The sequence below is a fragment of the Sulfuricurvum sp. genome (assembly GCF_028712165.1).
Lineage (GTDB): Bacteria > Campylobacterota > Campylobacteria > Campylobacterales > Sulfurimonadaceae > Sulfuricurvum.
Window position 1 is genome coordinate 21,831 of record NZ_JAQTQR010000017.1, and the last position, 20,393, is coordinate 42,223.

Annotated in this window: 28 protein-coding genes and 1 pseudogene; 21 read left to right on the forward strand and 8 right to left on the reverse strand. The window is 42.7% G+C overall.

What is annotated here, in order from left to right:
- The first annotated feature begins 65 nt into the window (after positions 1-65).
- The 12 genes from PHP90_RS04605 to PHP90_RS04660 all read left to right on the forward strand — a co-directional run bounded on the left by PHP90_RS04605 (position 66) and on the right by PHP90_RS04660 (position 8,251).
- The gene (locus PHP90_RS04605; protein WP_299925969.1) at positions 66-872 is read left to right on the forward strand and encodes a peptide deformylase; all 807 of its coding nucleotides are present in this window, start codon (positions 66-68) and stop codon (positions 870-872) included.
- Between the two features lie 25 nt (positions 873-897).
- A complete protein-coding gene (locus tag PHP90_RS04610) occupies positions 898-1,428 on the forward strand; it encodes a carboxymuconolactone decarboxylase family protein (RefSeq protein WP_299925972.1) in 531 nt (176 codons plus the stop codon).
- A gap of 131 nt (positions 1,429-1,559) precedes the next feature.
- Positions 1,560-2,570 carry an NAD(P)-dependent oxidoreductase gene (locus PHP90_RS04615; protein WP_299925975.1) on the forward strand — a complete coding sequence of 337 codons (1,011 nt, stop codon included), beginning with the start codon at positions 1,560-1,562 and terminating at the stop codon, positions 2,568-2,570.
- The gene (locus tag PHP90_RS04620; protein WP_299925978.1) at positions 2,567-3,277 is read left to right on the forward strand and encodes a peroxiredoxin-like family protein; all 711 of its coding nucleotides are present in this window, start codon (positions 2,567-2,569) and stop codon (positions 3,275-3,277) included. The genes PHP90_RS04615 and PHP90_RS04620 overlap by 4 nt, the downstream gene beginning before the upstream one ends.
- Complete coding sequence (locus PHP90_RS04625) at positions 3,274-3,831, forward strand: redoxin domain-containing protein (protein ID WP_299925981.1); 558 nt, start codon at positions 3,274-3,276, stop codon at positions 3,829-3,831. The genes PHP90_RS04620 and PHP90_RS04625 overlap by 4 nt, the downstream gene beginning before the upstream one ends.
- Positions 3,828-4,433: a TetR/AcrR family transcriptional regulator gene (locus PHP90_RS04630; RefSeq protein ID WP_299925984.1), complete on the forward strand. Its 606-nt coding sequence runs from the start codon at positions 3,828-3,830 to the stop codon at positions 4,431-4,433. The genes PHP90_RS04625 and PHP90_RS04630 overlap by 4 nt, the downstream gene beginning before the upstream one ends.
- Before the next feature lies 1 nt (position 4,434).
- A complete protein-coding gene (locus PHP90_RS04635) occupies positions 4,435-4,605 on the forward strand; it encodes an FAD-dependent monooxygenase (protein WP_299925989.1) in 171 nt (56 codons plus the stop codon).
- A 52-nt stretch (positions 4,606-4,657) separates the two neighbouring features.
- A complete protein-coding gene (lysA, locus tag PHP90_RS04640) occupies positions 4,658-5,860 on the forward strand; it encodes a diaminopimelate decarboxylase (protein ID WP_299925992.1) in 1,203 nt (400 codons plus the stop codon).
- A gap of 9 nt (positions 5,861-5,869) precedes the next feature.
- Positions 5,870-6,076 carry a hypothetical protein gene (locus PHP90_RS04645; RefSeq protein ID WP_299925995.1) on the forward strand — a complete coding sequence of 69 codons (207 nt, stop codon included), beginning with the start codon at positions 5,870-5,872 and terminating at the stop codon, positions 6,074-6,076.
- Between the two features lies 1 nt (position 6,077).
- Complete coding sequence (locus tag PHP90_RS04650) at positions 6,078-7,220, forward strand: FAD-dependent monooxygenase (protein ID WP_299925998.1); 1,143 nt, start codon at positions 6,078-6,080, stop codon at positions 7,218-7,220.
- Positions 7,221-7,243: 23 nt separating this feature from the next.
- Complete coding sequence (locus tag PHP90_RS04655; protein WP_299926001.1) at positions 7,244-7,783, forward strand: hypothetical protein; 540 nt, start codon at positions 7,244-7,246, stop codon at positions 7,781-7,783.
- 42 nt (positions 7,784-7,825) lie between these two features.
- Positions 7,826-8,251, forward strand: a complete 426-nt coding sequence (locus PHP90_RS04660) for a DUF3995 domain-containing protein (protein WP_299926004.1) — start codon at positions 7,826-7,828, stop codon at positions 8,249-8,251.
- A gap of 72 nt (positions 8,252-8,323) precedes the next feature.
- Here the strand turns inward: PHP90_RS04660 and PHP90_RS04665 are convergent, their stop codons facing one another.
- The 5 genes from PHP90_RS04665 to PHP90_RS04685 form a co-directional block, all read right to left on the reverse strand.
- Entirely contained in the window at positions 8,324-8,623 is a 300-nt protein-coding gene (locus PHP90_RS04665) for a DUF1294 domain-containing protein (protein ID WP_299926007.1), read from the reverse strand.
- Between the two features lie 94 nt (positions 8,624-8,717).
- Complete coding sequence (locus PHP90_RS04670) at positions 8,718-8,849, reverse strand: hypothetical protein (protein ID WP_299926010.1); 132 nt, start codon at positions 8,847-8,849, stop codon at positions 8,718-8,720.
- Positions 8,850-9,026: 177 nt separating this feature from the next.
- Positions 9,027-10,637, reverse strand: a complete 1,611-nt coding sequence (locus PHP90_RS04675; protein WP_299926013.1) for a hypothetical protein — start codon at positions 10,635-10,637, stop codon at positions 9,027-9,029.
- A 12-nt stretch (positions 10,638-10,649) separates the two neighbouring features.
- Positions 10,650-11,348: a hypothetical protein gene (locus PHP90_RS04680; RefSeq protein WP_299926017.1), complete on the reverse strand. Its 699-nt coding sequence runs from the start codon at positions 11,346-11,348 to the stop codon at positions 10,650-10,652.
- 325 nt (positions 11,349-11,673) lie between these two features.
- On the reverse strand, positions 11,674-12,144 hold the full coding sequence (locus PHP90_RS04685; RefSeq protein WP_299926020.1) for a methylated-DNA--[protein]-cysteine S-methyltransferase: 471 nt from the start codon (positions 12,142-12,144) through the stop codon (positions 11,674-11,676).
- 116 nt (positions 12,145-12,260) lie between these two features.
- Between PHP90_RS04685 and PHP90_RS04690 the strand changes: the two genes are divergently transcribed.
- The 3 genes from PHP90_RS04690 to PHP90_RS04700 are packed head-to-tail and all read left to right on the forward strand — an operon-like array spanning position 12,261 to position 13,948.
- A complete protein-coding gene (locus tag PHP90_RS04690; RefSeq protein WP_299926023.1) occupies positions 12,261-12,830 on the forward strand; it encodes a DNA-3-methyladenine glycosylase I in 570 nt (189 codons plus the stop codon).
- A gap of 6 nt (positions 12,831-12,836) precedes the next feature.
- Complete coding sequence (locus PHP90_RS04695) at positions 12,837-13,634, forward strand: ATP-binding cassette domain-containing protein (protein ID WP_299926026.1); 798 nt, start codon at positions 12,837-12,839, stop codon at positions 13,632-13,634.
- 11 nt (positions 13,635-13,645) lie between these two features.
- Positions 13,646-13,948, forward strand: coding sequence for a helix-hairpin-helix domain-containing protein (locus PHP90_RS04700; protein ID WP_299926029.1), 303 nt, complete (start codon positions 13,646-13,648; stop codon positions 13,946-13,948).
- On the opposite strand, the gene PHP90_RS04705 is transcribed toward PHP90_RS04700, so the two are convergent.
- From PHP90_RS04705 to PHP90_RS04715, 3 genes are read right to left on the reverse strand one after another with little or no spacing between them, the layout of a single operon-like run.
- A complete protein-coding gene (locus tag PHP90_RS04705; protein WP_299926032.1) occupies positions 13,945-14,973 on the reverse strand; it encodes an NADH:flavin oxidoreductase/NADH oxidase in 1,029 nt (342 codons plus the stop codon). The genes PHP90_RS04700 and PHP90_RS04705 overlap by 4 nt on opposite strands.
- Positions 14,974-14,989: 16 nt before the next feature.
- Positions 14,990-16,135, reverse strand: a complete 1,146-nt coding sequence (locus PHP90_RS04710; protein WP_299926035.1) for an iron-containing alcohol dehydrogenase — start codon at positions 16,133-16,135, stop codon at positions 14,990-14,992.
- An 11-nt stretch (positions 16,136-16,146) separates the two neighbouring features.
- Positions 16,147-16,752 (reverse strand): NAD(P)H-dependent oxidoreductase, encoded by a 606-nt coding sequence (locus PHP90_RS04715; protein ID WP_299926038.1) that lies wholly within the window; start codon positions 16,750-16,752, stop codon positions 16,147-16,149.
- Positions 16,753-16,856: 104 nt separating this feature from the next.
- Between PHP90_RS04715 and PHP90_RS04720 the strand changes: the two genes are divergently transcribed.
- The 6 genes and pseudogenes from PHP90_RS04720 to PHP90_RS04745 form a co-directional block, all read left to right on the forward strand.
- Positions 16,857-17,210 (forward strand): helix-turn-helix domain-containing protein, encoded by a 354-nt coding sequence (locus PHP90_RS04720; RefSeq protein ID WP_299926040.1) that lies wholly within the window; start codon positions 16,857-16,859, stop codon positions 17,208-17,210.
- A 1-nt stretch (position 17,211) separates the two neighbouring features.
- Positions 17,212-17,436: a DUF2798 domain-containing protein gene (locus PHP90_RS04725; RefSeq protein ID WP_299926043.1), complete on the forward strand. Its 225-nt coding sequence runs from the start codon at positions 17,212-17,214 to the stop codon at positions 17,434-17,436.
- A gap of 93 nt (positions 17,437-17,529) precedes the next feature.
- Positions 17,530-18,423 (forward strand): alpha/beta hydrolase, encoded by an 894-nt coding sequence (locus PHP90_RS04730; protein WP_299926046.1) that lies wholly within the window; start codon positions 17,530-17,532, stop codon positions 18,421-18,423.
- 12 nt (positions 18,424-18,435) lie between these two features.
- Positions 18,436-19,242 carry a hypothetical protein gene (locus PHP90_RS04735; RefSeq protein WP_299926049.1) on the forward strand — a complete coding sequence of 269 codons (807 nt, stop codon included), beginning with the start codon at positions 18,436-18,438 and terminating at the stop codon, positions 19,240-19,242.
- Between the two features lie 5 nt (positions 19,243-19,247).
- Complete coding sequence (locus PHP90_RS04740) at positions 19,248-20,090, forward strand: AraC family transcriptional regulator (protein WP_299926052.1); 843 nt, start codon at positions 19,248-19,250, stop codon at positions 20,088-20,090.
- 118 nt (positions 20,091-20,208) lie between these two features.
- Positions 20,209-20,393 (forward strand): annotated as a pseudogene (locus PHP90_RS04745) (alkene reductase); the annotation flags it as partial.

Sequence of the window (20,393 nt, forward strand, 5' to 3'; positions counted from 1 at the left end):
ATAATTCAAAACGTCAAGTGTAGCTTTACGCTTTTTGTTTATCTGTAACTATCGAGGTTTTTCTAATGGTTCAACCGCTGCTCAAATATCCGGATTCACGAATCCGTCTGATCTCGGCAAACGTCCGATTTTTTAATGATGAATTGCATCAATGGATCACCGACATGGTCGATACGATGAAGGCAAACGATTTGGATGCGCTCAGTGCGATTATGATCGGTGTCCAGTACAACGTCATTGTTATTAAAAACGCTGACGACTATATTCCATACATCAACGCGCGTTTGATCAAATGTAGCGGAAAATTGACTCAAACGGAGCGGAGCACCTATTATGAGGGGTTTACCGTAGATGTGGAGCGTTTCGAAAACGTAACCGTCATTTATGAAGATGAAAAAGGGGAACCGCATCATCAAGATCTCTCCGGCGATTCGGCCCGCATTTTCCAACACCAGCTCGATTACAGTTTCGGAAGTACCTTCGTCGATCGGGTTGATCGGGAGATGAAACAGCGGATTAACGATCATCTCGAATTTGGTTTGATTGCCAGTGGAAGTACTTGCCCGATGGTATTCGTCCGTGATTATTTCAAACGGGGGGCGAAATATGTGATGGCACTTATCGCTGTGAGTTTCATCATAGTGTTTTTTGCTTCTGAGGGAGTACGTAGGTTGATCTATCAAGTCGATATTTATCTTCTTCTCGCCGTACCGGTATTGATGATCGCATACTTTTTCTATGCTCTGTATGAGTCCAGGCTCTATAAACAATGTACGAGTTGTCAGATAGGCAACATTATCGGAACGACAGCCATTATGGCAACGCAGCTGCTGATCGTCGGTCTCGGCGTATTTTTCTGGGTCGCACCGTAATTTCAATCATATAAAAAGGAAAACAATGGCACATATAGCATTACCCGAATTCGAAGAGATGTCTCCTGCAATTCAGGAAAAGGCCCGCCCGATTTTGGAAAAAACGGGAAAACTCGGGGAAATTTTCAAACTGTTGGCTTTGGATGAAAAGATCTATTTTGCAACGGATGGGATGATTCAGCGCTTTTTGCTGGATGAGACGACGCTCTCGTATGAAATTAAAGAATCAATCGCCCTGTTGATCTCAAAAGAGAACGGCTGCAAGATGTGTGTCGATGTTCATAAATCGATTGCAAAAATGCTCGGACTATCCGAACAACGGATCGAAGAGGTACTGGAGGGGGTTGAGGCTATTTCGACGAGTGACGCCGAAAAAGCGCTTCTGAACTTCTGTATCAAAGCATCCAAAAAAGATAACTACAAGATCCTAAAAGAAGAGATCGATGCGCTCAAAGAGCTAGGATTTACGGATGTACAGATCGTCGAAGCCGTCGCGATTACGGGCTACTTTAACTATATCAATACTCTCTCCAACGTATTTGCTCTGGGGCAATAGCCCTAGAGAGGTTGCTTCCCACCAAATTATTTATGTAATTAATCTTTGAATGAATCCCTTGACAGACCATTTGGTCTGTGATATGATACCCTCAAAAAACAGACCAATAAGTCTGTTTGCTGGGGCTGTAAATGAAACGGATTGTTGTTTTAGGTACTACCGGATTTGTCGGTACGCATGTCGCTTTGAGCTTAAAGAATGAAGAGTGTGAATTGATATTGGCATGCCGCAATGCAGCGCATATCCATCCTGAATTGAAGCATGAACAAATTGTACAAGGCGATATTCGGGATCGAGTGTATTTATCAAAATTATTTCGTGATGCTGATGTACTCATTAATGCATTTTCATGGACGGCTTTATATGCACATGAACAAGAGTCTAGAGAATTATTTCTTGAGCCGTCTATTTCGCTTATTGATACGGCGATAGCCTCCAATGTCAAACGTTTTATCAATCTTTCTACGGCTAGTGCAGCGAATAGTGATATCGCTAATAACGCTAATGTAAAAGGGACTAAAACAAATTTCTGGCCTCATCTCAATAACGTTATCGCGATAGAGGAATATTTGCGTAAAAGAGCAAATAGCCGTTTCGAAGTGATTAACCTGCGTTGCGGTCTTTTTGTCGGAGAACATTATGGATTGGGGCTTTTGCCGATTCTTTTACCGCGTTTGAAAACTCATTTGGTTCCTTTGATCGAGGGCGGAAGAACACAAATGCCGTTGATATCGGGCGAGGATATTGCGCAGGCGTTTGTCAAAGCTGCGTTTGCCCCCTCTATGCCGCATTCGTTTGAAGGGATCAATGTTTTAGGTGGAGAAGTTCCCACGGTCAAAGAGGTGCTGGAATTTATCCACCGCGAATTCGACTATCCGTATCCTCATTTCAATGTTTCATTCCCTATCGCACATCTCTTCGGTCATGTTATGGAGATACTTGATCCCCTGATGCCGTTTGATCCTCTGGTGACACGTTCCATCGTACATTTACTCAAAAATACAAATACCGACAACGCAAAAGCTGAAAAATTACTGGGCTACACCCCGAAAATACCTTGGAAAGATGCCGTACGAAGGCAGATCAACGAGATCCATAAATCTCAGACACAGCCGATGAAAATGGCGAAGGATATAGGATGAAATATATCGTTATAGGGTTTATTTTGATAGGGAAATTGTTGGGTGCTGATAGCACTTTAAAAAGCCAATTGGATGAATACAATGCGCTTTTTCAGAAGCAAGGTTCCTCTGAAGCCGTAAGAGCGGTCGAAGACGATTTGAAGGAACGTCATACGCTGAAAATGGAACAAAATATTCCCAAAGTCGGAGATAAAGCGATCGAATTTACCCTAAAAACCATCAATGGAGAGACTTTTGATCTAAAGGATGCTCTTAGACAATCTCCCGTTGTGCTGTTTTGGTATCGCGGAGGTTGGTGCCCGTACTGCAATATTCAACTGGCGTATTATCAACAGTATCATCAAGCGATCAAAAATGCAGGAGGCAGGTTGGTGGGAATCGCGCCAGAGATTCAATCGATGGGACGTGTGACCCAGCAAGATCACGCAATCGATTTTGATCTTTTAAGCGACACCGATAATGCTGTAGCTAAACAGTATCATCTGGTTTATACCGTTCAGCCGAAGCTTTTATCGTTGATGGATGAGCGTTTCGGATTGGATGATTATTATCCCTCTCATAAGCAGGAATTGCCTTTGACGGTGGCATTCGTGATCGACCAAAGCGGAACCATTCGTTATGCCTATATTGATGATGATTTTCGAAAACGATCAGAACCTGCAGAGATAATCGAAGTATTGAATGCACTTAAAAAAGAGCGCCGATGAGCCGATTGGAAGAGTGGAAAAGTGCTCCATGGTTTAAAATGCGAAGTTTTCAAGGCGACGATATAAATCTTGATGCCTATCGGGGCAGATACGTTCTGTTGAGCTTCTATCGGTATGCTTCGTGCCCGTTTTGCAATCTGAGAGTGCACGAATCGATCCAAAAGAACGATTATTTTCGCTCTTTAGGGCTGGAAATGATTGCCGTGTTTCAATCGCCGGATGACAAACTCGCCGAATACGTCGGTAAACAACCGTTGAATTATCCGATCATCGGTGATCCGGATTTGCAGCTCTATCGACTTTATCGTGTGGAAACATCATGGATAGGACTGCTCAAAGCTTTTCTTTTTAGACCGCATAAAATACTCACATCAGTTTTTCTTCGCGGATTTTTCCCCGGCAGTATCGAAAACGAGATACAGCGGCTTCCTGCCGATTTTTTGATCAATCCGCAGGGAAAAATAGAGATCGCTTACTACGGCAAAGACATCGGCGATCATATAGCGTATGAGACGATTGAGAACGTATTGCGAAATGATATAATTGAGTCATGAAAGAAAATATGAGAGACATTTTGATTCAAACGATGTTTGAATCGCTTTATCACGAAGGGTACAACGCGAGCAATCTTATCGATCTGCTCAAAAAAGCCGGTACGTCCAAAGGGGGAATGTATCACTATTTCGGCTCCAAAAAAGAGCTGGCACTGGAATCGATGCGTATCGTCGGCGAAGGATTTATTGACCATTTTTGGGGCGGTTGTTTCGCTCGTCATGACGATCCGATCCGTGCACTCGATGAGATACTAAAAGCACTTCCGAATGCGACGATCATAGGCGAATGTCCGTTTGATTTTAAACACGGATGTCCGTTGAATCATATGATTCAAGAGATGAGCGCGTTGGATGAAGACTTTAAAATTCTCCTTGAATCAATCATGGATCGCTGGATTGCTCTTATCGCCGAAAACCTGAAAAAGGGACAAAATATTGGAGTTTGGGGAAAATCTTTTGAGCCGACTAGGATGGCGCAATTCATCGTTTCATCGATCGAGGGGACATTAACCCTGATGAAAGTAAAACAAGATATCCGTATTTACGAAGAAAACACGGAATTGTTGTTACAAACTCTCAAAGTTTTGACGCAAAAGGGATAACGTGAAATCTGAGCGAGTTCTTATCGTCGGTGGCGGTATAGCGGGGCTTATGTGTAAAAATCGGCTGGAGCATTTGGGGTACAGACCTGTACTTGTCGAAAAAAGCTCGACTCGGTTTTCCGACAACCGTTTTAGGGCTTTTGGGGATGTCGCTTTGGCACCTAAGAGGTGAGCAAAGGTTGATTAGGTTAAAATCAAAAAAAATGAATCAATAGGAATATCGGATGATTGATTTTCAAGCTTTGTCTCAAACGTACGGGACGCCATTGTATGTGTATGATTTTGATGCGATGAGCAAACAGTTTGAAGCGCTTAAAGAGGCATTCAGAGGCAGAAAATCCCTTTTGGCATACGCTGTAAAAGCCAATTCGAATCTCAGTGTTGTCAAACATTTCGCACAGCTCGGTTCAGGTGCCGATTGTGTATCTATTGGGGAAGTGCGCCGTGCATTAATGGCGGGTATTCCGAAACACCGTATTATTTTCAGCGGTGTCGGCAAACGCGATGATGAGATCAAAGAGGCTATCGAATCCGATATTCTTTATATCAATGTGGAAAGTGAAGCTGAGCTTGCACGTGTCGAATTGATCGCCAATGAACTTGGTGCGAAAGCCCGTATCAGTATTCGTATCAATCCGAATATCGACCCTAAAACTCATCCGTATATCTCGACAGGTCTCCATGATAATAAATTCGGTGTAGAGATTGTCGCCGCAAAACGGATGTATATCCATGCTAAAAATTCACCGCATCTTGATCCGATAGGTATCCATTTTCATATCGGTAGCCAATTGACCGAGCTTGAACCGATTTATGAAGCTGCGGTGATTGTTGCCGATTTGCTCCGCTCTCTTCAAGCGATCGATATTGAATTGAAATTCTTTGATATCGGTGGCGGGTTGGGTGTCCGCTACAACGATGAGACGACGATTGAGCCGTATGATTATGCGCAGGCGATTCTCTCGGCCCTCAAAGGGATCGACGTGACGATTATCTGCGAACCGGGAAAATTTTTGACGGCGAATGCGGGGTACTTCCTAACGAAAGTACTTTACGAAAAACGTAATGGTGATAAACGATTCGTCGTCGTAGATGGGGCTATGAACGATTTGATCCGTCCGAGCCTTTATAAAGCGTATCATCGCATCGAAGCGTTGGATAAATCGGGAGACGAAAGTATTGCCGATGTCGTAGGACCTGTATGCGAAAGCGGGGATTTTTTAGCGAAAAACTATCCGCTTCCGATGATGGATCATAATGATTTATTGGTTGTTCACAGTGCAGGAGCGTATGGATTTGGTATGGGAAGTAATTACAATACCCGTGGTCGTTCTGCTGAAGTGGCGGTAGAGGGAGATGATGTACGTCTTATACGCAGAAGAGAGACGTTTGACGATGTGATCGCGTTGGAACGCGATTATATTTAGGAGTCGGAGATGTTTTTTATCGCCGAAAACCTGAAAAGGGGACAAAGCATCGGAGTTTTAGAAAAATCTTTTGATCCGGCTAGGATAGCACAATTCATCGTTTCATCGGTCGAGGGGACATTAACTCTGATGAAAGTAAAACAAGATATCCGTATTTACGAAGAAAACACGGAATTGTTGTTACAAACTCTCAAAGTTTTGACGCAAAAGGGATAATGTGAAATCTGAGCGAGTCCTGATCGTCGGAGGTGGTGTAGCGGGGCTTATGTGTAAAAATCGGCTGGAGCATTTGGGGTACAGACCTGTACTCGTGGAAAAAGCCGATGTGCTCAGATCCGACGGCGCAGGGATTTTGCTGGGGGCAAATGTACTTAAAATCTTCCGAAAATGCGCTTTGGAAGAGGCTTTGATGCGCTACGCTCAATCGTTAGATGAGATCATGTTATACGATCAGTATGGCAGACCGCTCGGACGATTCGATCTGGAAAAGATCAGAGAGGAGACCTCCTATCCTACACTCGCCGTCCATCGCAAGCGGCTGCATGAGATATTACTAAACTCTGTTGATGCTTCTACGATCCGCCTTTGCCATAAAGTAGTCAAAATTGCAGAGCACGGTATGGCGTTACAGGTGACCTATGAAAATGGAGTGCGTGAAGAGTACGATTACGTTATCGGAGCGGATGGATTACGTTCGAACATTAGAGAGTTGTATGTCGGAACGGTACCGCTCAGGGATGCCGGATACGTGTGTTGGCGATTCGTATGTGATCGTCCAGTTGCACTTGATGTAAAAAGTAGCTCTGAATTTTGGGATACAAAGAACAAACGCGTCGGTATTTTTCCGATAGGAGAAGATAAAATCTATTGCTTTTTACTCGCTTCAAAGAAAGGCGGTGAAGAGGCGATGGATTTCACCGAGGTATTGGAATATTTTAAAGATTTCGGGGGTGATTGGCAGCATGTCGTTGCATCCTTGGATACCGACACTACGGAATTGCTGTATAACCCGATTGCTGATCTCTCACACGTCGCTTTACAGAAGGGGAATGTTATTCTGATCGGAGATGCGGGACATGCTACGACACCCAATTTGGGGCAGGGGGCCGCGATAGGGATTGAGAGCGCCTATGCGTTTGGCGAGTTGCTCAAATCGCATCCGTTTGCAGAGGCGATACGGCTTTATCCGCAGAAGCGTTTAAAAAGAGTCTCCTATATCCGTAATAAATCACATATGATTGGACAGATGGCCCACGGGATTCCCACTTTTTTTCAGCCTATACGGGAATTTATCATGAGAATCACCCCTGAGAGTATGAATCAGAGAGAATTTGAGAGAGCGATACTCGGCGGATTTTAAGACATTCACTATAAAGGATCGACGTGTTTATAAAAGTATGCGGACTAAAGACGAAAGAACAAATCTATAAAGCGATCGAATACGGATATGACGCGATAGGTGTCGTAACCTATCCCAAGAGCAAACGCTACTGTGAACCCAAGGCGGCTATCGAATTAGCAAACTACGCGAAAGGGAGAATCAAAACATTCGTCGTCGGTATGACTGCTGAGGATGTAAAAGAAGCGGCAGATTTTTTCGATTACACGCAGATATACGAAGTTACCCAAGTGCCCAATCTCGCACTATCGTCCAAAGATCCACCTCCAAAAGATTTGAACTACGACTACTTTTTTTATGATGCCAGCATCGGCAGCGGCGTATTTGAAGAATTCCCCGAATGGGTCAAAGAGATTGCAGGTGAGATAATCCTATCGGGCGGATTAAATAAAGACAATATCTGCGCAGTAATACGTGATTTAAAACCTTTCGGTATCGATATTTCGAGCGGTGTAGAAAAAGAGGGTGTCAAAGACATTGAATTGATGAGAGAATTTATCGCTATTGCTAGAAATTGTCAGTGATAAATAGAAGGGGTATCAAACTTTATAAAAGGATAAATAATAATGATCGTAATCATTACACTTGCGATTTTAGCATTATGTTTGATCGGATTACTCCATTTTTATTGGGCATTGGGTGGAAAATTCGCAGCTGTACAGGCGATACCGACAAAAAATGGCGAGCCGTTAATCAATCCCGGAAAGATTGCAACGGTTATCGTAGGATTAGTATTAATCGGATTTGCTTTTGTCGCGTATATACTCTATTTTTATGATCTCTCTTCGTCACCGTATCGGGAATATTGCATCACCAGCGGGTGGATTTTATCGGGGATATTTACGCTTCGAGGTATCGGTGAGTTTAATACGGTCGGTTTGTTTAAAAAAATTAAATCATCCGAATTTGCATATTACGATACCCGATTCTATACTCCGTTTGCATTATCCATGGGAGTGATTTTTGCTCTATTGGCGTATCGGGCAACCTAATTGATATAGGTACGTATAACTGTTGTTAAAAATGATCAGGGGCATATGAAAGTCTTTTGATGTACAAGACTATTACGTGAGTGAAAAATTTTGCAGCGTATGAGAGGCGTCGGAGGCAAAAAACCAGATCGCTTCAAAGAGGATAAATTGGATCGTTAGAATGATCCAGAACGTATAACGGTATTTTTTTGATTTGTGACGAAAGATTTTTTGGGCGAAAACAGCTCCCGCACTTCCCCCGAAAATGGCAAGATTCAAAAGTGTTTTTTCACTCACCCGCCGACGGTTGGCACGCGCTAAATATTTATCGTATCCAAATACAAAGAATGTAATGAGATTAATAATCAGAAAAAGAAGAAGAAAAGCTTTCATTGGTCGTGGATTATGAGAGAATCGTGTATATCAAGTTTATTGATTGGTATATCGCTATTTTCGTAGTAGATGTGATTGGAGGGAGGGTAGTATTTCATTTGCGAGAAAGAATTTTCTTGACTTGCTCTTTTACTTCTTTATTATCGACAGGTTTATATCCTTCGATCATTTGCGATACGTTGACTGCTTTAAGTGCTTTTAGGGCTGAAAAAGGAGGTTTGCTCATTAGCTATTCTTATCGTCTTATATGTTGAATATTATACCTTAAAATCAATCTTCGGTATATTTATGGATACTACTAATATATTTATATTTAACGCCTGACCCGTATTTTGGATATAACATTTGAATACGCCAATAAAGTACCACAGCTACTTTATTAGTGTGCTATGTTTTGTTACATTTAGCCAGAAATATATTCTAAAAGTTCAGCATTAGCTGCATTTTTCATCAATCTAGCTCGCGTAGGACCAACATTGTAAATATTGTCAATTAAATTTTCTTCAGTACTATTATGTAATTCTTCAATTGTGTTAATTTCAGCTTCTTTTAGTTTTTCTTTTTGCCATGGAGTTAGTAGAACTAAAACATCAATTGGTTTACGTAGTAAAGACTTTAGAGACTCTCCATATTGTTCTTCATCATTTGATAAAAGAATTTGATCACTTCCAACATATGAACTATGATTTTTCCCAAATTCAGGAAACTTATTAAGGGCAAGTTTTTTATAAAACTCCGATGATTCCGCATGTGGATTAGCCTCCAATGAAATCATACAACCATATTTAATTTCATACCGGGAACCTAATTCAGATCTAGTTGCCCTTACTGAACTATCTATTTTTCTGATAATACCAGTATAAGTTAATAGTCTTAAGGCTTCTTTTACTGCCTCTGGAGAATCTTTATGAATCCAAAAATAGATAGTGGCTTCATTAATTCCCTTCTCCTTTCTAAGATTATTATATTCTTCAACTCTTGGTATGACTGTTTTTTCTAGAAAATCTCTTCCCCAATCAATTATGCCTCGGTGACCTTTATATTTTTCTCCAAGTTCTGTATGCTCTGCCCAAATCTGACCACGATAAAATGATTTGATTTCTGAGTTGACATTTGTCGTGTTAAACTTAGCTATGTTCTGAAGAGTTCTTAATAACATCCTTGGATTACCACCGGATGATAAAGCAAGAGTATTGAATAGTTCCTTTTGTCTATTGATTTCTTCACATAGCTTTTCGTCAGATTGTTTAACAACTATGTCTTCAAAGTATTGGAGATAATCAGAGTCAGAAATATTTCTCTCTAATTTTTTGTATACACAATCATGAGTTAATTCAAATGTGTCTCCAAAGTGTGTTACACCTGGGTAAATAGCAGCATTACATGATATGTATGGCGATCTTAGGTCTTTAAAAAGATTAAAGAATTGTCGTTGCTGTTCGGGTCTAAAAACGTGAGCAGCTTCGTCAAAAAAGAAAATTACTCTTTCAAGTGAATTTTCTTCGCAAATCGTTTGTATCGCTTCTTTTACATCTTCAATGTCAGGCAGTGTAGATATATCAATTTTAGAATTTCCCCTATATGAATCTTCAAACAAGTTTACTATTTCTTTGAGGCCAATCTGAACTTCATCTTCGGTTCCATTTGCATCATTGCTTAAAAGACTTGCTGTTAGGGAAGAAACAACGATTCCTTTCCTTCTTAGTTTGTTAAGTAGGTATTTTAGAGTTTTGGCCAACATCCAATGATAGAATTGGAGATTGTCCTCTGTGCTTATTAACGAACTCATATTGAAGGGAACAAAGACACTGATATAAGATTCACTTTCAGCTTCTAATTCAAGTTCTGCAACTCGCATTAAAAAGGACTTTCCAGTACCTCGAGAACCCTCTAATAAACATGGTTCATTTGATTTGAGGGCAGTTAATATATTCCTATCAGCCTCATTAATTACTGATAAATTCAAAATATCTGTCTGTTTGATACTTTCTGTTCTTAGATAAAATTCACTCATTTTTAATATTCCTTATGATTGGCCAAACAATTTTCTAATAGGCTCAACTTCCTTAAATTCTTCTGGGATAAACTGTAGTAATTCACGTGTAGACTCATCGAATTGCTTGGCATACCTGCATATTGCAGCATATAAAATCACTTTTGCTACAGACGTAAAATATTCACAATACAACTCGAATAGTGTGGCGTTATAGCCTAATTTAAGTCCACTGTTTTCCCAAGTTTCGTTATTCCCATGAACGTATTCAGAAAGTTTTCTATAAACAGCAATGGCTTTTTTTCTATACTTAATACTATATTCTGAACATTCGCTAAAGAATGCCTTCGCAAATCGTTGTGACAAGACACCGTTGTCTTCATCAACTAAGCTTGACCATTTAATATCAGAGCGGCCATCTAACCATTCATGTAACTCCAATTTATTTGCGGAGAAATACATAGATGCTAGTCCCATCTCAAAAGCCAGCCTCAATGACGAAAAAGCTTGCCTATACAACCCAAGAACTACATTTAGGTTTGCTGACTCCAGTTGCGCACTAACTGTTATAAGAATTTCTTTTTCTTGTTGATCAAGTAGGCACTCAGCGTATTCGTATACACATGATGATAGATGATGTAGTGTCCCGAGTTTTTCTTTCTCAGAAATCGTTTCAGTGAATATCGTCTGTGATTCGACATTTAATCTATTGAAGTAATCTTGTATATCCATGAGAATTAATTAATCCTTTTTTTTAACTATTTATTCATACCCAAAATATACCATTTTGCCAGAAATCCACAAGAAAATAGGACATTCTAAATGTCCTATTATTAGAAATATCCAAGCAGAACCTTACAAATCAACATTTTTTTAAACATTTTACGTTGTTATTCTTAAAATTAGCTCCGCAAACCCTTTAACGCGAGCCAAGGCGAAAAAAGAGAAGCATTTTCCTAATTGCGTTCGAAAACACAGAAGAAAAATGATGAACTAAAAGGACTGGGATACACCGATGTTCATCGTCGAAGCCGTTGCGATTTCTGAGGCAATAGCCCTAGCGAGAGCTTTGGTCGCTCTCCAGCTGCAATAAAAACTCTTTTCTCCATAGCCCCCCGCTGTATCCTCCGAGCCCTCCACCCGTTGCGATAACGCGATGGCAAGGGATGAGAATCGCGATGGGATTTTTTCCGTTGGCGTTTGCGACGGCTCGAACGGCTTTAGGATTGCCGAATTGTTGCGCTTCTTGAGCATAGGAGATTGTTTGTCCGTAAGGGATTGAACGAAGAGTTTCCCAAACTTTTTGTTGAAATGCTGTCCCTTCCGCTGCTAAAGGGAGTGTAAAAGTTTGTCGTTTTCCATCAAAGTATTCGTGCAGTTCCTCTTCTAAACGGAGCAAAAGGGAATGGCGTGAATTGTGAACAATATAAGCATCATAGGTAAAGTGAAGAGAGGTGAGGACTTCTCCGTTTGTCATGGCGATCATTTCCCCAATCGGGGTTTTTATCAGACGGGTTTTATATATCATGGTAGGATTATAGTTTATTTTTAGTTTATTTAAATATTTTTAATGCAGATTGTCATAATAATACTCGGTTGAATGACTTATGCTATGATAGTTCCAATTAAAAAGTGGAGAACATAATGTCTGTTTCACGCTGCGGATGGGTCAAACTGAGTGATCCGGTGTATGTCGCCTATCATGATGAAGAGTGGGGAAAGCCTCTGCATGATGATCGGGCCCTTTTTGAACTGTTTTCTTTGGAAACACAATCGGCGGGGCTCAGCTGGCTGACCATCCTCAAAAAACGCGAGGGGTATCGTGAAGCATTTGAGGGATTTGATCTGAACAAGGTGGCACACTATGGTGAGGCAGATATCGATCGCATACTCAACAGCGGCCTAGTGGTAAAAAGCCGTCCCAAAATCGAAGCGATTATCACGAATGCGCGAGGTTTTTTAGAGATCCAAAAAGAGTTCGGTTCTTTGGATGCCTATTTTTGGGGAAAAGTGGGGGGAAGAGCGATTATTAATGATGTTTCCGATTACAAAGAAGCGGCATGTACTTCAGATATTTCCGATACCATTACAAAAGAGCTCAAAAAACGGGGATTTAAATTTATCGGAACGACTACCGTATACGCTTTCATGCAAGCGTGCGGGATGGTAAATGATCATGAAAACAGCTGTATGTGCAAACAAATAAGGAAATAATTTTATATGAATTCGATCGTATTATTCGACAATGTCCAACTCACCTATACTGCAACGCCGGTTCTTAAAAATCTTTCGCTTCAAATCGAACAAGGAGAACATTGCGTGATCCTAGGAGCCAATGGTTCGGGGAAATCGAGTCTTATCAAACTGATTAATTGTGAACTCTATCCATCGTATATCGATGAGCCGTTTCGACGGGAGATTTTGGGAAATGGGCGATGGGTCGTCACGGAACTGCGTAAGCATTTAGGGGTTGTGACGAACGATCTGCATACCCGTTTTGCATTTGAGAGCGGTTATCTCAGCGGATTTGAAACAGTGCTGAGCGGTTTTAACGGAACGATCGGGTTGTTTGACCATTTAGAGGTGACGAGTGAGCAGATCGAAGCGGCAGAACGTGCCATGATTCGGTTAGGGATCGAGCACCTGAGCGATAAACGTTTGAGTGAGATGTCGACGGGAGAACTTCGAAAATGTATCGTAGCCCGTGCGCTGGTTCATCCGGTCAAAGCAATATTGTTGGATGAACCGACCGTAGGATTGGATATTAAAGCACAGCTTGATTTTATAGAGATGATGCGCTCTTTGGCTAACAGCGGTACGACCGTCATTTTAGTGACGCATCATATCGAAGAGGTATTTGAAGAGATTACTAAAGCGGTCTTGCTCAAAGAGGGAATGATCTATGCGGCAGGAGAAAAAGAAGAGGTGTTAAACAGTGACAACCTATCAATGATTTTCAATACACCGCTAAAACTGGAAAAGATGTATGGACGTTATTCGATACATCCTACGATGTAAAGGTTAGACTCATGAACCCTGCAAAAGTCATACGTGAAAAAGTCGAAAAACTGACCGATCTTCCCAATGTCGGCAAAACGGTTGCCGCTGATTTTGCCAAAATCGGAATCACTCGCCCCGATCAGCTGCGCGGAGAGGATCCTTATGATCTGTATGTCCGATTTTGCAAAGCGTTCGGAGAGCGGCAAGATCCGTGTATGCTGGATGTATTGATGGCGATCACCGATTTTATGGACGGTGGCGAGCCGCGTGTATGGTGGGATTATACCGCCGAGCGCAAGCGGCTCTACGGAGATAAAATTACTGTTGCTTAAAACCCTCGTCGAAAGGATGCAGGAATCTTGTCTGTCTCGTGAAACTCTTTTGCGGCAGCGAGTGCGAGGTTCGGATTGCGCAACAATGAGCGTCCATACGCTACAAAATCACAGACCCCGCCTATCAGTAACGCTTCACCCTCAGCAGGTGTCGTAATTAGTCCTACGGCGATGGTAGGAATCGATCCCTCCTGTCGGATTCGTTTGGCGTATTCGGCTTGATACAGAGGCACAATCGGCGGTTGTGTCTGGGTTACCGCCTGATTCCCTCCGGCAGAGACATGAATCACATCGGCTCCCGCTGTTTTCAGCGCTTTGGAAAGGGCGATAGAATCTTCGATATTCCAGCCCTCTTTCATCCACTCCTCTGCCGAAATTCGTACAATTACGGGGAGATTGATAGCCTCTTTCACCGCTTGGGTTACTTCGACTAATAATCGGCATCGGTTTTCGAGCGTTCCGCCATAGCGATCGGTGCGCTGATTGCTCAGCGGTGATAGGAATTCACATAACAGGTAGCCGTGTGCCCCGTGAATCTCGACCATATCGTATCCCGCTTCTTTTGCACGCAATGCGGCACGGACAAAAGAGTCTTTTATCCCCTCTATTTCTTCGAGTGTGAGCATTAAGGGAATCCGATACGGTGCCTCGGTACTAAAGGCTATAGCACTAGGAGCGACAGGGAATTCGGAATCACACTCGCATTTTCGTCCGGCATGGGCCAGTTGCACCGCTATTTTGGCACCGTTGTCGTGACAGATCGCCGTTAGTGTTCGATGGCTGGCAATATGTTCATCAGACCATATGCCCAAATCATTTTCACTGATCCGTCCCCGTGATTCGACCGCAGTTGCTTCGACAATGATCAAACCTACACCACCGAGTGCTTTGGAACCGTAATGGAGAACATGAAATGCGTTGGGATGACCATCCTTGTCGGCATGGTACATACACATAGGGGGCATTACAATACGGTTTTTCAGTGTTACATTTCCGATCGTACCCTCTTGAAGTAATAAACTCATGGCGTTCTTCCTGAATTTATGCGTTTTGGAGTATTGTAGCGATCGTCTGAGAAGTATATTCTTCCCCCATTCCCCACAATAGTGCTAATCCATGCGCATTTTCGGCAATGTCACCGATGTGCTCACGCGAAATATTTGCTGCCGACAAGGAAACCGGTGCACCGATGGAGTTAAACCAGTTTTCCAATGCACTGATCCCTTCATCTGCAGTATTCAGACCGAAAACTTCTTTGGCAAAACGCTCAAACTGAGCGGGATTTTGACCTTTGTACCATTTCATCCATGCCGGAATGACAATGGCTAAACCCGCACCGTGGGCGATATTAAAAAGTGCGGAGAGAGCGTGCTCGATCATGTGGTTCGGGAAACTTCCACCACCGGTTCCGGAGTTGGTCAATCCGTTGAGCGCTTGGGTGGATGCCCATGCAAACTCGGCACGGGCGTCGTAATTGAGAGGATCTTTCAGGAGAATTTCGGTCGTTTCGATGACCGTTTTGACGATCGACTCAACGAGACGGGATTGAAAATGGGGATGTTCGGTTGCCGTAAAATAGACTTCGATCGTATGGGCGATGATATCGGTTGCCGAATAGGCGAGATATTCGGGAGTGACGCTCATCATCAATTCGGGATTGATGATGGATATTTTCGGATTCACCAGTACGGAACTGATAGAGTATTTTTGTTTGGTTGCGTCATTCATAACCACAGAGTTGCCGTTCATTTCACTGGCGGTTGCCGCGAGGGTCATGATGGCATAGACGGGAAGAGCAGCTGTGATAGAGGCTTTTTGGATGAAAAAATCCCATACATCACCCTCATACAAAGCTCCTGCCGCGATTGCTTTTGCCGAATCGACGACGGAACCGCCGCCGACTCCGAGAACGGCTTGGAGATCATGCGATTTTACCATCTCGATGCCGTCATGGACACGGGAGAGGAGGGGATTACTTACGACACCGTCGAGTTCTTCAAAAGCAATTCCTGCTGTTTTGAGACTGTCAACAACTCTGTCGTATAAGCCATTTTTTTTGATCGAACCGGTTCCGTAAACGAGGAGAAGCCGTTTGATACCCTGTTCGGCGATCATTTCTCCGATCTTGTTTTCTTTGCTGCGTCCAAATTCGATACGGGTAGGATTGTAGTAGGTAAATGCGTTCATTGGATTCCTTTTTAAATATACGTTACGACATCACTTAATTCTGAACGGTGCAACGGCGGTTGTTCATTGACACGATATCCGAACGGAATCAGTAAAGGGACTCCATATACTTCCGTATCAATCCCCATGATCTTCTCTACCGCGTCTCGGTCAAATCCTTCCATAGGGCAGGAATCGATACCGATCGATGCGGCAGCAGTCATCATGTTCCCTGCAGCGATGTATACTTGACGTGATGACCAGCACTCTAGAACTTCATCGCTGCGTGGGTCGACGAATCCTGCATACATTCCTAGAAGTCCATCCGGATAGTGGAATTTTTCAAATTCACTTTGAATATAGCCGTCGGTACTGCGGACATTTTTCTTGTAGCCGATCGCAATCAGTTCGGATGCAGTCGTCACTTGCGGTTGGTTCCATGCCACGGCTTGGATTGCTTCGCGCATCGCAGTGTCACGGATAACAAAAAACTGCCACTGCTCCATTCCGAATGAACTTGGGCTGAGACGTCCGGCTTCGAGAATAAAGGTTAAATCTTCACTGCTCATAGGTTTAGTAGTATCAAACAGCTTACAAGCATGGCGGAAGTGCATCGCTTTTTCAAAATCGTTTCGCATTGTGGAGTCCTTTAGTGTTTTATCAGGAGAGATTCTATAGTATACAGTATTTACTGTCAAGAACATACTAAAAAGTAATGTACATACTAAAAGGTAACTATATAATGATTCAATCTCCGTTTAATTGCCATTTTGAACTGACTCTCGAACTGATCGGCGGCAAATGGAAAGGTCTTATTTTGTGGCATTTAATGGAAAAAAAAGTGCTCCGAAACGGTGAGATGCTTCGCCTAATGCCGCGTATTACGCAAAAGATGCTGACTCAGCAGCTTCGTGAGATGGAAGAAAACGGACTTGTAAGTCGCATTATCTACGAGCAGGTGCCGCCCAAAGTCGAGTACAGACTCACATCACACGGAGAATCACTTCGACCGATTCTCAATCAGATGATCGATTGGGGTGTGGAGTATGCACAAGATAAAAAGATTATGATTGCTTGTACTAAGCAAAAGGACTAAAATGGTTTCAGTTAAATATTTGCATCAGGTACAGGCGGCATTGTTGTCGGGTTTTATGAGTTTTATCATGTCGGGCGCGATTACGTTTATCAACCTCGGATGGGTACACGGATTTGTCGGAATATGGATTCATGCGTGGCTGGTGGCGTATGCCATCGCGTTTCCTACGATTCTTCTCGTATTTCCGTTTGCCCGAAAACTGGCGATGAAGATCGCATCAAAGTAGTGTTTAAATATCGAACAAAAAATAGCAATTTTAGAATAGTTTTGTCTTGCTAAATCCCATATAATTATGGCGATATTTTGCATAGGAGAAACTATGAGAAGCAAACGATTTGGATTAGGTGTCGCAATTGCGGCTATGATGATAGGGTCGCTCAATCTGGATGCCGGAATGATACGGGATATGATACAAAAGCGTGCCGAAACACGCACTACGACCTCCTCACAAACATCGAATACTATGATGGACGTCACCTACGGCAGCGATAAAAAACAGCGTATGGATGTCTATCTCCCCACCAATCCCCAAAAGGCTCCAGTAGTCGTTATGGTCCACGGCGGTGCATGGAAAATAGGGGATAAACGCTCCGATAACGTTGTAGATAACAAAAAAGCGCGTTGGAATCCCAAAGGGATTATTTTCGTGTCGGTCAATTACCGACTATTGCCCGATGCTGATCCTCTCAAACAAGCTGACGATGTCGCTGCAGCATTGGCGTATGTCCAAAGCCATGTCGCGCAGTGGGGCGGCGATTCGCAAAAAATCGTACTTATGGGGCATTCTGCCGGTGCTCATCTTGTCGATTTAATCTCCTCTGATCCCGCACGTTACCCAAATCTAAAACCGTGGCTCGGAACAGTGTCACTGGACAGTGCGGCAATGGATATCCCAAAAGTCATGAGTACAAAACATTACGATTTTTATGACGAAGCTTTTGGAACCGATCCTGCGTATTGGGCGGATGCGTCGCCGTATCAGCGTCTAAGTTCGAATGCCGTACCGATGCTGTTAGTATGTTCAACCGAACGGCCGGATAAACCGTGTGTCCAGACCGAAGCATTTGTTCAAAAAGCAAAATCCCTGAATCTGCGAGCCGAAATGACACCGCAGGCATTGAAACACAAAGAGATTAATGATGAATTGGGCTTGGAGAGTAACTATACCAAAGCAGTTGAAGATTTTATGAGATCGTTAGGCATGGCAATCTAAAAGGAGGGTGGAATGATGCGATTGGTATTTGCAGCAGCGCTTTTGGGGATAATATCAGGATTGGCAGGTAGCGAGACTATCCGTTCGGACGATCTTTTGGAAGGGAAGTTTTCAACATCGACCCCTGTGTTTAAAGTTCATAAAGGAACATCTTTGATTGCAGGGAAGGGTGATAACGCACTCTTTGCTTTAAACACTTCAGGAGAGATAACATTTCGTGAGTTGCCTAATGTGAAAAAAGCTCATAATGATTATACGATTGTTTTAAATGAAGCAAACAGTGAGATAACCCTGTCGATTAGGGTTATGAACGATGTAATCGATTTGGGCAAAGAGGGAAAACTGATTGCTCCTGTCCATATCGGTAAACAGTGGTTTTATTATTGGGACCGTTCGGGTGACGGGACGAGCGAAAACAGCGGAGTTTTGAACAGCGGTGCCGATTTTGTCAGTTTTGATCATCTGAACGTTCTTTTTAACCATGATGCAAAAGGCAAAATCCGCAGAGAAGGGATAAATAATCTTTACCGTTACGGAATGATCAACGGCATACAATTGGCACTTCCGACCAGCGGAACGGGCAAAAAGGACGAAAGCTCTCCCGCTCATGCCTATACAGTCGATCGTTCGGGAAAATATAGTGACCTCTGTGCCATCTGGGCAGCATCAGGTTTCACCGCCCCTGCGGGATGGATAGAAAACCGTTACGGTGCGGCGACACCTTCAGGTCTTGGGTATTCGGCACTTAATTTTGAAAACGGCGAAATGAGTGAGATGATCCATTATAATACACCGTATGTTGCCCTTGAAGTGTTATAAAAGATATGAAAGATTCAACTCAAAAAGCGTATTTTCAGAGTATCTATCGGTCGGTAAAGTATATCGAAGAACACAGTAGCGAAAATCTTTCTTTGGATGAATTAGCGAAAATCGCCGGATTTTCAAAATATCATTTTCATCGGATTTTCAAATCAATTGTGGGTGAGCGTGTCGGAGATTACATCAGACGTGTCCGTTTGCAAAAAACGACGATCAAATTTAAAACAGATCGCAATATCACGTCAATAGCGATGGAGAGCGGATACGAGACGAGTGCCGCTTTTGCCAAAGTCTTTAAAGAACATTTCGGGCAGACACCCTCGGAGTTCTCACGTAGTGCCAAACAGATAAATTCTGCCGTTCTGCTTTCCCCCCGTTTTGTTGAGATCGAACCTTTTGATGTCCTCTACGTTCGTAGAACGGGTCCGTACTACATTGCATGTAACGAGGCATGGGACGTATTGCTCGCATTTGCAAAAGACCAAAAAAAACGATACAAAAAAAATCTCCTTATGAAAGAGACGATAGCTTTGGGAATCGGACATGACAACCCAAATGTTACTTCAACCGATAAATTACGATGTGACGCGTGTATCAGCTATAACGATAAAAGCGTCATCCTCTCCGGAGAAGTGATGAGTAAAACAATCGACGGCGGAAAATATGCCGTATTCTTACACATTGGAGCCTATGAAGAGATGCGAGAAACCTACCGTCTCATCGGTGACTGGATCGTTAAAAGCGGTGCAAAGGTACGGGGAGGACCGATGTTCCGTTATCTGAACCGAGCGCCGAGACGAACTAAACCGGAAAATCTCCGTACCGAGATATATATTCCAATTATATAAATAAAACTTATATTAATTGCTTTGATTATTTCATATATGCATTACTGAATATTATTCATGAATCTATAAATCGTATTATGGGACAATGGGTTTACTATACTGGATAAAGGAGCTCGACATGGATTTGTTCTCCCCTATAAGAATCGGAAATTATCCTTTGCGTAACAGAATATTTATGGCACCGATGACACGGTGCCGAAGTGTTCAGAACAATGTTCCCAATGATATGATGGCACACTATTATGCCCAGAGAGCCTCTGCGGGACTTATTATTACCGAGGCTACCCAGATTTCGACGAAAGG